We start from the raw sequence: 12,223 nt of genomic DNA, 5'->3' as shown, positions 1-12,223 counted from the left end.
GGTGGACCGGGAAGCCGGTGCCCGCCAGCGCCGCCGATCCCAGCGGGCACAGGTTGCCGCGCGCGCGATTGTCGCGGAACCGGCTGATGTCGCGCGACACCATCTCGTGATAGGCCATCAGGTGATGGCCCAGCGTCACCGGCTGCGCCGATTGCAGGTGGGTGAAGCCGGGCATCACGCTGCCGGCATGGTCCTCGGCGCGCGCCAACAGCGCATCGTCCAGCGCGGCCAGCGCGGCCAGCACCTGGTCGGTCGCGTCGCGCACCCACAGGCGAAAATCGGTCGCGACCTGGTCGTTGCGGCTGCGCGCGGTGTGCAGCCGCCCGGCGGCGGGACCGATCGCGTCGGACAGCCGCGCCTCGGTCAGCATATGGATGTCCTCCATCGCCAGGTCGTCGGGCACTCCGTCCGCGGCGTAGCCGGCCGCGACCTCTTCCAGCCCGGCGTCGATCGCGGCGACGTCATCGGCGGCGACGATCCCCTGCGCGCCCAGCATCGCGACATGCGCGCGGCTGCCCGCGACGTCCTGCCGCCACATCCGCTTGTCGAAGGGAATCGACGCGTTTATCTCACGCATCACGGCCGCCGGTCCTTCGGCGAACCGCCCGCCCCACATCTGGTTGGAACCGCTCATGGCCTCCCGCGTCGCGATCGTCTGTCTCCTGGGGGTCGCCGTCGCGACCGCGGCCTGCGATAGGGCGTCGCCGGGCAACGGGCAAGCACAGGCGGACACCGCCGCCACGACGGCGGCCAGCCCGGACGAGGCCGCCCCCACCAATGCCGGCGCAAAGGCCGACAAGGTCGACCGCAGCCACAAGGGCGAGGGCGCGCCCGATGTCGCCTTCGCCGCGCCGGGCGGGAAGGAAGGTCCCCTGACGCTCGCCACGTTCAAGGGCAAGCCGGTGCTGGTCAACCTGTGGGCGACGTGGTGCGCGCCGTGCGTCAAGGAAATGCCGACGCTCGACGCCGCCGCCGCGACGCTGGGCGGTCGCGTGCCCGTGCTGGCGATCAGCCAGGACATGGACCCGGCCAAGGCGATCGCCTTCCTCGACCAGCGCAAGTTCGCGCACCTGCGCCCCTATCTCGACGCCAAGCTGGGGCTGAGCCTCGCCTATGGCACCAACCTGCCGACGACGATCCTGTACGGCGCGGACGGCAAGGAAATCTGGCGCGTCACCGGCGACCTCGACTGGACCGGCGCGGAGGCGAAGGCGCTGCTCGCCGAGGCACGCTGACGCCCGTACCGACCCCCGCGCACGGCGACCTGCCCGTCGCCCGCGTGTTCCGGCGCAGGCCGGGCCGGTGGCAGTCACGCGCAACGGCCGTGCCGCGCGCCACCCCGTGTTACGGCGAACGCCGGAACCCAGGGCCACGCACGCACCGTGCGCGGTTACCGCATCCCCTCATCCGCCGCGCGGCGGCGTTCGTCGTCGCGTGTGCGTCCCCGCTCGCGCAGGTCGGCGCCGGCATCCTCCAGCGCGGCGCCCGCGTGGTCGCGCGCCGTGTCGACATGGCCGCGAATGTCGCGTTGCAGGTCGTCCGACGCGCGGTCCAGCCGGTCCGCGGCGCGGTCGAGCGAGCGCGCCGCCGCGCCGTCCAGCTGGTTGGCGACCGTGCCGGTCAGCGCATCGACGCTGTCGACGACATTGCTGGTCGCGGCATGGACATCCGCCGCGATCGCATTGCCGGTACGTTCGGCATGATCCTCCACGCGGTCGCCGCACCCCGCCAGCGACAGCGCGGCGGCGGTGGCAACGGACAGGATGGCGAACGGCTTGACGGTCATCATGGCATCTCCTTTGCCGATGCCCAATCCGCGACGCGGGCGTTTCGTTGCGCCCGCGTCCCGCCGGCCGGCTAGGCGGTCGCCTAGCCGGTCGCCTGGATCACGTCGTCCAGCCGCGCACGCAGCATCCGCGGCGCACACGGCTTGGCGCACACCAGCGCGCCGGGGTAGCGGTCCTCCAGCCCCTGCCGGTCGGCATGGCCGGAATGGAAGATGATCGGCACCCCGGCCTTGGCCAGCCGGTCGGCGGCCGGGAACACCTCGCCGTCGCGCAGCCGCACGTCGAGGATCGCGCACAGGTAGAAGCCCGGCGGCTGGCGCTCCATCGCGTCCAGCGCCTCGGCCAGCGAGCTGTACGGCCCGTCGACCGACAGGCCGGCGTCCTCGACCGTCATCTGCACGTCCAGCGCAACGAACAGTTCGTCCTCGACCAGCAATACCGGCTTAGCCATGCGCCAGCACCGACCCCGGCAGCCGCAGCGCCAGCGTGAAGCGGCCCTCGTCGGCCGCGCGGGTCACCGTCGCGCCCAGCTGGCGTGCGGAGGTGTCGACCAGCAACGTGCCGAAGCCGCGCACGTCGCCGGCGCGGTCATCGTCGGATGCCGCGCCGCCAACGCCGCCGCGCTCCACCCAGTCCAGCACCACACCGTCCCCATCACGCCGCCATGTCACGTCCAGCCTGCCCTCGCTTCCTTCCGCCAGCGCCCCGTATTTCACCGAATTGGTCGCCCACTCGTGCAGCATCAGCGCGAGCGAGGAAAGGCAGCTGCGGTCGATCCGAACGTCCGGGCCGGCCACAACGATCCCGGCATGATCGCGATAGGGCGTGATCGTCGCGGCGACGAGATCGGCGAGCGCGATCGCCTGCTGCTCGCCGGTGGGGGAAGCGAGCGCGTGCGCGCGCCCCAGCGCGGCGATCCGTTCGCGCATGTCGTCGGCGAAGGTGCGCACGTCGTCATGGCTGCGCGCCGCGGTGCTCACCATCCCGCCGATGATCGCGAACAGGTTCTTCACGCGATGGTTCATCTCGCGCAGCATCAGCTCGCGGGTTTCGGCGACCGCATATTCGGGGGTCACGTCGATCGACACACCCACCATCCGGCGCGGGCTGGCACCCGCGATGGTGCGCCCGAATCCCTTGATCCAGCGGGTGTCCCCGGTCGGGGTCAGGACGCGGAAGCTCGCCTCGAAATCGGCCTCGCCGCGCTCGGCGATGCGCAACGCATCCTCCACGCGGGGGCGGTCCTCGGGGTCGATCCGCGCCATCAGCCCGTCGATCGCCATCCCCGGCACGCCCTCCACCCCGAACAGCGCCTGTTCCGCGCCGTCCAGCACCGTCTCGCCGGTATCCGGGCAATATTCCCACACGCCGATCCCGCCGGCGCGGATCGCCAGCCCCAGCCGCTCGCGCTCGTCGGCCAGCTGGCGTTCCAGCGCCAGCGCATCGGTGATGTCGGTCAGCACCAGCGTCGCGCCATCGATCCGGCCGTTCTGCAAGCGGTAGGGCAGCGTGCGCAGCGCGAAGGTGCGCGCGCCGTCGCGACTGGTGACGCGGCGCTGCGTCGCGGGCGCGCCCGCAGCGACCGCGCGCGCGTCGGCGACGTAATCGGCATCGTCCAGCCCGCTCGCCACATCGGTCAGCGGGCGTCCGCGATCGACCGGCTGGAGCGGGAAGATCGTGGTCGCGGCGGCGGTATAGTTGCGGATGCGCAGATCGGCATCGACCACCACCACCGCCAGATCGGTCGATTCGAAGAAATTGCGCAGGTCGGCATTGGCGACGGTCAGCTGGTCGACCTTGGTCTTCAACTCGTCGTTGACGGTCGACAGCTCTTCGTTGGTCGATTGAAGCTCCTCGTTCATCGACATCATTTCTTCGTTGGAGCTCTTCAGTTCCTCGTTCGCGGTCTCCAGTTCCTCCACCGCGGAACGCAGCCGGTGGCGCGTCAGCCGCAGTTCGTCCTCCAGCGCCTCCAGATGGTCGTCGCCCTCCGCCAGGTCGACCGCGTCGGGATCGTCGGCGGGGCGGAACGGGCCGGCATCGCGGAACACGAACAGCAAGGTGCCGTCGCCCAGCGGGTCGCACACCACCTCCACCGGCTGGATGCCGAATTCGTTCGCCACCTCGACGTCGCGGGCCACCACCTGCCGGCGCCCGTCGCGCGCCTGCCGCAGCAGCGGGCCGATGACGTCGCGCAGGCCAGGCCGCGCCAGCGTGATCGCACTCGATCCGCCGGTGCGCGATACGGGGAAGTCGAAATAGCGGCTCAGCCGCCCGTGCGCCGCCAGGATCGCGCCGTCCTGGTCCAGCACCATGCTGGGCGGGGCGTAACGATCGACCAGCCGGCGCATCGCGGCCTGATCCTCGGCCAGCGTGCCCGCGCCGTCGCGCCCCGCCCGGTCGCGGCGCGGCGCGGCCTGGCGCAGCCCGCCGGGCAGGTCGATCGGATAGGCCGGGGCGCCCGGCGACCGGGTGAACAGCCGCGCATGGCGATCGATCGCGGGGAACAGATGCTCGAACCGCCCGACGCTTTCGGACGGCCCAAGGAACAGGAAGCCGCCGGGCCGGATCGCATAATGCAGCAGCGGCAGCACCGTCTGCTGCAACCGGTCATCGAAATAGATCAGCAGGTTGCGGCACGACACCAGGTCGACGCGCGAAAACGGCGGATCCTTGACTAGGCTATGGTTGGAGAAGCGGATGAGATCGCGGATCGCGGTCGTCATCGTGAACCGCTCGCCATGCGGCACGGTATAGCGTTCGCGCAACGCCGCCGGAATGTCCGCCAGCGCCGCGACCGGATAGGTGCCCTCCCGCGCGATCGCCAGCATCTGTTCGTCGATGTCGGTGGCGAAGATCTGCACCGCCGCCGGCTCCCCCGCCTCGCGCGCGGCCTCGGCGAACAGCATCGCGATCGTGTACGCTTCCTCCCCGCTCGAACAACCGGGAATCCAAACGCGCACGTCCTCGCCCGGGTCCCGCCCCGCCAGCAGCGGCGCGATCGCCTCGGCGCGCAGCAGCTCGAACAAAGCGGCGTCGCGGAAGAAGCGCGTGACATTGATCAGCAGGTCGCGGAACAGCGTCTCGCATTCGTCGGCGTCGCTACGAATCCGCGCCAGATAGCCGCGCCCGCTGTCGATCCCGAGGACGTGCATCCGCCGCTCGACCCGGCGGATCAGCGTCGAGCGCTTGTAGCCCGAAAAGTCGTGCCCGACCGCCTGGCGCAGCACGCGGCACAGGTCGTCGACATGGTCGGCGACCACGGTCGCCTCGCTTTCCAGCGGATCGCCCGCGCGCCGCGCGAAGAAGCTGGACAGGCATGCGATGATCTCGCCGGGCGGGCGCACGTAATCGACCAGCCCGGTGCCGACCGCCGACAGCGGCATCCCGTCGTAACGCGCGGTGTCCGGCTGCTGGACGACGCACACACCGCCGTTTTCCTTCACCGCGCGCAGGCCCGTGGTGCCGTCCGCGCCGGTGCCCGACAGGATCACGCACGCCGCATCCGCCTGCCGGTCGACCGCCAGCGACTGGAAGAAATCGTCGATCGGCCGGCGCAGCCCGCGCGGCTGCGCAAAATCGGTCAGTTCCAGCACGCCGTCGCGAATCGCCAGCCCGTGGCCGGGCGGGATGATATAGACGCGGTCCGGCTCCAGCCGCTCGCCGCCCTCGCACTGCAACACCTCCAGCGCGGTATGCCGGTCGAGCAGCTGCGCCAGCATGCTTTCGTAATTGGGGTCCAGATGCTGGACGATCACGAACGCCATACCGGTGGACGTGCGCACCGGCGACAGCATGTCGCGCAGCGCCTCCAGCCCCCCCGCCGACGCGCCGATGCCGACGACGGGGAACGCGGCCTTGCCGGGCATGTCCGTCTCTCCGCCGGGTCGCTCCTGCGTGTCGCCGCTCACGGGAAGCGGACGTCGTCGAGCTCGGCCAGCGTCAACTTGGCCTGTGCGATGGTCGCGGCGGTATTGCCGATCGTCATCAGCGATCCTTCCAGCACCATCCCCGCCTCTGCGACCAAAGGGGTCAGCCGCGACAGCGTCATCCCCAGTTCGCGGTCGTAATCAGCCAGCAGTTCGGGCTGCGCATGGCTGACGTCGAATTGCGAGGCGAAGATGAACGGGATCGCGCCGTCGCCCGTGCGCAGTTTCGACATGTAGAGCAGGTTCACGAACGGCCGGCCGTCCTTGCGGAAATTGACGATCGACGTGCGCACGTTGACGTGCCGGTCGCTGCCCAGGAATTCGTGGATCCGCTCGCGCGCCTCCACATTGGGCGCGTCGCGCTGCAACAGGCGGCAGTTCTGCCCCACCACCTCCGCCGCGCTATAGCCGGTCAGCGCCTCGAACGGCGCATTGACCGTCAGCAATGCATGATCGTCGGTCACACCGGCGATCGCCAGCGCGATCCGCGACTGGCGGCAATAGTCCGACAGATGATGGGGAATAATCTGGTTCACACTCACGCCCTTAACGTGGACTAATCGCGAGCGCGAGAACAGTTCCCGCCGATCGACGCCCGCGGTCACAACGATCGGGGCGAAGCCGCGTTTAGCGGAGGAAGGGATGGATGCCCGACAAGGATTCGAACCTTGATTGACGGAGTCAGAGTCCGCTCTCTTACCATTAGAGGATCGGGCAACGAGGCGGCGCGTCTAGCGGCTGCGACCGCGCCGGTCAACCCCCACTGCCCCTTCCCGGTCCGCGTGCCTTGCCGCGCGGCGGGCGAGCGTGTAGCCTGATGGTCAAGCACCGGCCGGTGGCGCGCGCATTTCGCTGCGCGACGCGGGCACGGCAGACAGAAGAAAGTGGACGGCAATGGTGGACGTCACCGCCCAATTGCCGCGCCGGCAGGGACAGCGCCCTGCCCGTTCGGCCCCCCATTCGCCGTCGCCCGCGCGCGGCGGCCCGCGGCATTATGCCGCGCTCGACCTTGGCACCAACAATTGCCGGCTGCTGATCGCGCGCCCGCAGGGGGACGGCTTTGCGGTCGTCGACGCCTTTTCGCGGATCGTGCGGCTGGGCGAAGGGCTGTCGGCGAACGGCGCGCTGTCCGATGCGGCGATCGAACGGACGATCGCGGCGTTGCGCGTGTGCGCGGACAAGCTGAAGCGCCGCAACGTCCGCCTCGCCCGCTCGGTCGCGACCGAGGCATGCCGCCGCGCCACCAACGGCGCGGCGTTCATCGCGCGGGTGCTCGACGAAACCGGCATCCATCTCGACATCATCTCGGCGGAGGAGGAAGCGCGGCTCGCCGTGCTCGGCTGCCACGCGCTGCTGGAACCCGGGACCGGCCCCGCGCTGGTGTTCGACATCGGCGGCGGCTCGACCGAACTGGTGCTGGTCGATGCCGATACCACCGTGCCGCGCGTGCGCGACTGGCATTCGGCGCCCTGGGGTGTCGTGTCGCTGACCGAGAGCGCGGGCGGCGGCGGGTCGGCGGAGGAACGCGCCGCCGCCTATCGCCGGATGCGCGCGCTCGTCACCGAAAGCTTCGCGCCGTTCGCCGCGCGGCTGCCGCGCCCGTCGGGGATGTTGCGGCTGCTGGGCACCAGCGGCACGGTGACGACGCTGGCCAGCGTGCACCTGGGGCTGGAGCGCTATGACCGCGCGCAGGTCGACGGGCTGATCGCGCCCGCCGCGGCGATGCGCGCGATCAGCCAGGAACTGGCGGGCATGTCGCTGACCGAACGCGCGCAATTGCCGTGCATCGGGCGCGAGCGTGCCGACCTGGTCGTCGCGGGCTGCGCTATCCTGGAGGGGATATTGGACCTATGGCCCGCGCAGCGGCTGGGCGTCGCCGATCGCGGCATCCGCGAGGGCATCCTGCGCCGGCTGATGGAAACCGGAGCGTAAGGGCGGATCATGCGGGGAACCGGAGCGGGGCGCCAGCGCGTCAAGACCGCGCGCAAGCGCAGCGCGCAATCGACCCGCTGGCTCGCGCGCCAGCTCAACGATCCGTACGTCCACCGCGCGAAGGCGGAGGGCTATCGCAGCCGCGCGGCATTCAAGCTGATCGAACTGGACGAACGCTTCGGCCTTCTGAAGGGCGTGAAACGCGTCGTCGACCTGGGGATAGCGCCTGGTGGGTGGAGCCAGGTGGTGCGCCGCCAGGCGCCCGGTGCCGCGATCGTCGGCATCGACCTGCTGCCGGTCGATCCGATCGACGGCGTCACCATCTTCGAGATGGATTTCATGGCCGACAAAGCGCCCGGCGTGCTGATGGAGGCGCTGGGCGGCGCGCCCGATCTGGTCATGTCGGACATGGCCGCCAACACCGTCGGCCATCCGCAGACCGACGCGCTGCGCACCATGGCGCTGGTCGAAACCGCGCTCGCCTTCGCGATCGACGTGCTGCGCCCCGGCGGCACCTTCGTGTCGAAGGTGTTCGCCGGCGGCGCCGATGCCGCGCTGGTGGCGGAGATGAAGCGCAACTTCACCACCGTCAAACACGCCAAGCCGCCGTCGAGCCGCAAGGGATCGGTGGAATGGTTCGTCGTGGCGCAGGGGTTCAAGGGGCGCGCGGCGCCGACGGACGACGGGGCGGCGGAATAGGGTCACGGCGGGCGGAGTCAGGCGGCTTCTCACCCGTTCGCTCGCCGGTCCGTTCACCGCCCCCTTCCGATCGCCCTGAGGAGACGTTGAGCCTGTCGAAACGGCGTCTCGAAGGGTGGTGAGGCTACCGCACGTGCCTCGAGACAAGGCTTCGACACGCTTAGCCGATCCTCGGCACGAACGGTTGCCCTCTTCCCGTCATGCCGGACCTGTTCCGGCATCCACCGCGCCGCATCCTCGCGATCGGTTGATCTCGCGGAACCCTGGACCCCGGAACACGTCCGGGGTGACGATTCGTGCGTGGTGGGCGGTGCGCGCTTCGCCATGGCGACGGACGGACATCCCCTCCGCACAACGAAACGGGCGCCGGTGTTGCCACCGACGCCCGATCGTTCTCAGCAGGTCGCGACCCGGCTTACGCCGCCTGGGGCAGCGCCGCCTTGGCCTGCGCGATGATCGCGGAGAAGGCTTCGCCCTCGTGCATCGCGATATCGGCCAGCACCTTGCGGTCCAGCTCCACGCCGGCCAGCTTCAGGCCGTGCATGAACTGGCTGTAGGTCAGCCCTTCGGCGCGGACGCCGGCATTGATGCGCTGGATCCACAGGCCGCGGAAGGTGCGCTTCTTCACCTTGCGGTCGCGATAGGCGTACTGGCCGGCCTTCTCGACCGCCTGACGGGCGACGCGGATCGTGTTCTTGCGACGACCGCGATAGCCCTTGGCCTGTTCCAGGATGTTCTTGTGCTTGGCGCGAGTGGTTACGCCCCGCTTGACGCGTGCCATATCTTATTCCTCCTCGTCGCTCAGTTCAGGCCGTACGGCGCCCAGGCCTTCACCGTCGCGGTGTCGGCCTTCGACAGCACCGTGGTGCCGCGGTTCTGGCGGATGTACTTGCCGTTATGGCTGATGAGGCGGTGGCGCTTGCCGGCGACGCCGTGCTTGAGCTTGCCGGTGGCGGTGAGCTTGAAGCGCTTCTTGACGCCGCTCTTGGTCTTGAGCTTGGGCATTTTGGTCCTTTCGTTAAGAGCGCTGAGGCTGGACGGCCGCGGCAGCCCTTGATGGCCGGGCCGTCGTCAAGCACCTGTGGCTCGAGAAGCGGGCCGCCTAGCCGAACGCGTCGCGAAAAGCAACCTTCGGGAACCGCCGGCACGGCGCGGCGATTGTGCCGCCATGGCAACGACCGCTCCCGCCCCAGCTGCGTCCGCCGAACCGCCGACCCGCGCGCGCCGAATCGCACGGGTGGCGGCGCGCGTCGCGCTGGGCGTGCTGGCGCTGCTGTTCGCGATCTGGCTGGTGCTGTTCGTCACCAAGGGCCGCTTCCTGAAACATCCTTTCGAATCGGTCGCCGGTCGCCTGACGAACCGCACCGTTACCGTCGGCGGCGATTTCCGGCTCTATTTCTCGCCGCTGCGCCTCACTTTCTATGCCGAGAAGCTGTCGGTATCGAACCCGGGCTGGGCGACGCGCCCGTACCTGTTCACCGCCGAGCGGATCGATTCGCGGATCGCGCCGCTGTCGCTGCTGTTCGGCAAGCGGCGGTTCCACTGGCTGGACCTGACGCGCGGCGCGGTCGATCTGGAATGGAACGCCGCGCACGATCGCAACACCTGGACGTTCAGCGAGAAGAAGGGCTCGGGCAAGCCGCTCGACCTGCCGCGGATCGATCGCGCGACGATCGCCGGGACGAGCGTGCGCTATCGCGATCCTCGCATGAAGCTGACGACGCAACTGGCGCTCGACACGATCCGCTCCACCGACGCGCGGATCGGGCAGGCGGTCGGCGTTAACGGATCCGGGGTGCTGCGCGACACGCCGTTCACGCTCGCCGCGCGACTGCTGTCGCCCGATGCCACCGTCGCGCGCGGCAAGAACGAATTGGTGATGCGCGCCCGCGCGGCCGGCAATGTCATCGACGTCACCGGCACCCTGCCCAGCCTGGCGCAGGTGGAGGGCGTGCCGCTGGCGGTGCGTGCGCGCGGGCGCAACCTGGCGGCGCTGCTGGGGATCATCGACGTCGCCATCCCCAATACGCGCACTTATCGGCTGCGCGCGCAGCTGGTGCAGCAGGGGCAGGAATATCGCTTCACGCGGATGGCCGGGACGTTCGGCGACAGCGACCTGGCCGGGCGGCTGACCGTCACCAACGGCGATCGCCTGCACCTCGATTCGCGACTGGAGACGAAGCGGCTCGATATCGTCGATGCCGCGCCGTTCATCGGCTACAATCCCGATATCGTCGCGACGAAGGGCGCGGTCGCCGCCGCCGCCGCGACCGGTGCCGCGCCCGCGCGGCTGCTGCCCGATGCCGAGCTGCCGGTCGCGACGATGCAGCGGTTCGACGCCGATCTCGTCTGGCATATCGCCACGGTCCGCTCGCGCCGGGTGCCGGTGTCCGACGTCGACCTGACGCTGAAGCTGGCGGACGGGCGGCTGGCGCTGTCACCGCTCACCTTCGCGATGGCGCGCGGCAATGTCGCGTCGGACCTCGTTTTCGACACGCGCCAGCGTCCCAGCGCGATCCGCTACGACATCCGCCTGGCGCCCACCCCGCTCGGCCGGCTGCTGGCGGGCTATGGCGTGGCGGAGGCGGGGACGACGGGGACGATCGGCGGGCGCATCCAGCTGGCCGGGCGCGGCGATTCGCTCCACGATTCGCTCGCCACCGCCAACGGCCGCATCGCCTTCGTCATTCCCGCCGGCACGCTGTGGACCCGCAACGTCCAGCTGGCGGAACTGGATATCGGCACCTTCGTCCAGAAGATGTTCGCCGATCAGCTGAAGGAGCCGGTGCGGATCAACTGCGGCCTCATCGCCTTCACCGTGCGCGGCGGGCTGGCGGCGGCGGACCCGATCCTGATCGACACGACCAAGAACGTCATCCTCGGCCGCGGCGGGTTCAGCTTCCGCAGCGAGGGCGTGGACATCGCGGTGCGCGCCGATGCGAAGAAGTTCAGCCTGTTTTCCGGCCAGTCGCCGGTCGGGATCACCGGCACCTTCGCGCAGCCGGGGCTAACCGTCATCACGCCGCAGCTGCTGGCTCGCGCCGGCGCCGGGCTGGGGCTGGCGGTGGTGGCGACGCCGGTCGCCGGCATCCTCGCCTTCGTCGATCCGGGCGATGCCAAGGCGGCGCAATGCGGCCCGGTGCTGTCCGGGCGCACCGCCGCGGCACAGCGCACCGACAAGGGCGAACCGCGCACCGACGTGGGCGACGGGCGATCGGTGACCCCCGACCAGCAGCCGGCGAAGCACAAGAAGTTCCTGGGTATCTTCTAGGCCGCCGCCGTTGCCGCCCCGCCGCGCACGCCGTACAAGGCGCCGCGATGCCCGTCGTGCCGATCCTCCTGTCCGCGCTGGCAATGGCCGCGATCGTCGCGGTGCGCTATCTGCTGGCCAGCGGCGGGTTCGCGCTGGCGACGCGGCTGCGCCACCGCGGCCTCTACACCGGCATGGACCCGCAGATCCGGCGGGAGATCGCGTGGAGCCTCGCCTCCGCCGCGATCTACGGCCTGCCCGCCGGGGTCATCGCCTGGGGCTGGCAGAACCGCGGCTGGACGCGAATCTATTCCGACATCCACGCCTTCCCCCTGTGGTACTGGCCGCTGTCGGTGCTGCTGTACCTGATCGCGCACGACACCTGGTTCTACTGGACGCACCGCTGGATGCACCGCCCGCGCGTGTTCCGCGTCGCGCATGCCGTCCACCACGCCAGCCGCCCGCCCACCGCCTGGGCGGCGATGGCGTTCCACCCGATCGAGGCGCTGACCGGGGCTGTGGCCATTCCGCTACTGGTGTTCGTGATTCCGATCCATGTCGGTGCACTCGCATTGGTACTGACGGTGATGACCGTTATGGGGGTGACCAACCATATGGGGTGGGAG

12 protein-coding genes and 1 tRNA gene are annotated in these 12,223 nt (G+C 70.1%); 5 read left to right on the top strand and 8 right to left on the bottom strand.

The window, feature by feature from the left end; translation table 11 throughout:
- On the bottom strand, window positions 1-616 hold a 616-nt coding region (locus AX685_RS13125), incomplete at its 3' end, for a lyase family protein (protein WP_269450489.1).
- 16 nt (window positions 617-632) lie between these two features.
- Here AX685_RS13125 and AX685_RS13120 point away from each other — a divergent pair.
- Window positions 633-1,235, top strand: coding sequence for a TlpA family protein disulfide reductase (locus AX685_RS13120; protein ID WP_066489373.1), 603 nt, complete (start codon window positions 633-635; stop codon window positions 1,233-1,235).
- A gap of 155 nt (window positions 1,236-1,390) precedes the next feature.
- On the opposite strand, the gene AX685_RS13115 is transcribed toward AX685_RS13120, so the two are convergent.
- The 5 genes from AX685_RS13115 to AX685_RS13095 all read right to left on the bottom strand — a co-directional run bounded on the left by AX685_RS13115 (window position 1,391) and on the right by AX685_RS13095 (window position 6,433).
- Window positions 1,391-1,789 carry a hypothetical protein gene (locus tag AX685_RS13115; RefSeq protein WP_066489370.1) on the bottom strand — a complete coding sequence of 133 codons (399 nt, stop codon included), beginning with the start codon at window positions 1,787-1,789 and terminating at the stop codon, window positions 1,391-1,393.
- An 80-nt stretch (window positions 1,790-1,869) separates the two neighbouring features.
- Window positions 1,870-2,238 carry a response regulator gene (locus AX685_RS13110; protein ID WP_066489368.1) on the bottom strand — a complete coding sequence of 123 codons (369 nt, stop codon included), beginning with the start codon at window positions 2,236-2,238 and terminating at the stop codon, window positions 1,870-1,872.
- On the bottom strand, window positions 2,231-5,656 hold the full coding sequence (locus AX685_RS13105; protein ID WP_066489375.1) for a chemotaxis protein CheB: 3,426 nt from the start codon (window positions 5,654-5,656) through the stop codon (window positions 2,231-2,233). Before AX685_RS13105 ends, AX685_RS13110 begins: the two co-directional genes overlap by 8 nt.
- Before the next feature lie 38 nt (window positions 5,657-5,694).
- Entirely contained in the window at window positions 5,695-6,252 is a 558-nt protein-coding gene (locus AX685_RS13100) for a PAS domain-containing protein (RefSeq protein WP_066489366.1), read from the bottom strand.
- A 107-nt stretch (window positions 6,253-6,359) separates the two neighbouring features.
- Window positions 6,360-6,433, bottom strand: a tRNA-Gln gene (locus AX685_RS13095).
- 177 nt (window positions 6,434-6,610) lie between these two features.
- Between AX685_RS13095 and AX685_RS13090 the strand changes: the two genes are divergently transcribed.
- Both AX685_RS13090 and AX685_RS13085 read left to right on the top strand, forming a co-directional pair.
- Window positions 6,611-7,648: a Ppx/GppA phosphatase family protein gene (locus AX685_RS13090; RefSeq protein WP_197418614.1), complete on the top strand. Its 1,038-nt coding sequence runs from the start codon at window positions 6,611-6,613 to the stop codon at window positions 7,646-7,648.
- 9 nt (window positions 7,649-7,657) lie between these two features.
- Entirely contained in the window at window positions 7,658-8,347 is a 690-nt protein-coding gene (locus AX685_RS13085; RefSeq protein WP_066489363.1) for an RlmE family RNA methyltransferase, read from the top strand.
- 415 nt (window positions 8,348-8,762) lie between these two features.
- On the opposite strand, the gene rplT is transcribed toward AX685_RS13085, so the two are convergent.
- Window positions 8,763-9,128, bottom strand: coding sequence for a 50S ribosomal protein L20 (gene rplT / locus AX685_RS13080; RefSeq protein WP_022687966.1), 366 nt, complete (start codon window positions 9,126-9,128; stop codon window positions 8,763-8,765).
- Window positions 9,129-9,148: 20 nt separating this feature from the next.
- The gene (gene rpmI, locus AX685_RS13075) at window positions 9,149-9,352 is read right to left on the bottom strand and encodes a 50S ribosomal protein L35 (protein ID WP_066489358.1); all 204 of its coding nucleotides are present in this window, start codon (window positions 9,350-9,352) and stop codon (window positions 9,149-9,151) included.
- Between the two features lie 163 nt (window positions 9,353-9,515).
- On the opposite strand from rpmI, the gene AX685_RS13070 reads away from it, so the two are divergent.
- Complete coding sequence (locus tag AX685_RS13070; protein WP_066489356.1) at window positions 9,516-11,618, top strand: AsmA family protein; 2,103 nt, start codon at window positions 9,516-9,518, stop codon at window positions 11,616-11,618.
- A gap of 47 nt (window positions 11,619-11,665) precedes the next feature.
- A partial coding sequence (locus tag AX685_RS13065; RefSeq protein ID WP_066489353.1) for a sterol desaturase family protein occupies window positions 11,666-12,223 on the top strand: 558 nt, incomplete at its 3' end.

The organism is Sphingomonas sp. CCH9-F2, from assembly GCF_001556735.1.
GTDB classification, from domain to species: domain Bacteria; phylum Pseudomonadota; class Alphaproteobacteria; order Sphingomonadales; family Sphingomonadaceae; genus Sphingomonas; species Sphingomonas ginsenosidimutans.
Note: the sequence above shows the minus strand (reverse complement) of the source record. Positions and strands in the feature narration are given on the sequence as shown.

Bases quoted from the DNA above. Each gene is read 5' to 3' on its own strand.
- AX685_RS13110 (WP_066489368.1), bottom strand. From the start codon at position 2,238: ATGGCTAAGCCGGTATTGCTGGTCGAGGACGAACTGTTCGTTGCGCTG.
- AX685_RS13105 (WP_066489375.1), bottom strand. From the start codon at position 5,656: ATGCCCGGCAAGGCCGCGTTCCCCGTCGTCGGCATCGGCGCGTCGGCG.
- AX685_RS13090 (WP_197418614.1), top strand. From the start codon at position 6,611: ATGGTGGACGTCACCGCCCAATTGCCGCGCCGGCAGGGACAGCGCCCT.
- rplT (WP_022687966.1), bottom strand. From the start codon at position 9,128: ATGGCACGCGTCAAGCGGGGCGTAACCACTCGCGCCAAGCACAAGAAC.
- AX685_RS13085 (WP_066489363.1), top strand. From the start codon at position 7,658: ATGCGGGGAACCGGAGCGGGGCGCCAGCGCGTCAAGACCGCGCGCAAG.
- AX685_RS13115 (WP_066489370.1), bottom strand. From the start codon at position 1,789: ATGATGACCGTCAAGCCGTTCGCCATCCTGTCCGTTGCCACCGCCGCC.
- AX685_RS13070 (WP_066489356.1), top strand. From the start codon at position 9,516: ATGGCAACGACCGCTCCCGCCCCAGCTGCGTCCGCCGAACCGCCGACC.
- rpmI (WP_066489358.1), bottom strand. From the start codon at position 9,352: ATGCCCAAGCTCAAGACCAAGAGCGGCGTCAAGAAGCGCTTCAAGCTC.
- AX685_RS13120 (WP_066489373.1), top strand. From the start codon at position 633: ATGGCCTCCCGCGTCGCGATCGTCTGTCTCCTGGGGGTCGCCGTCGCG.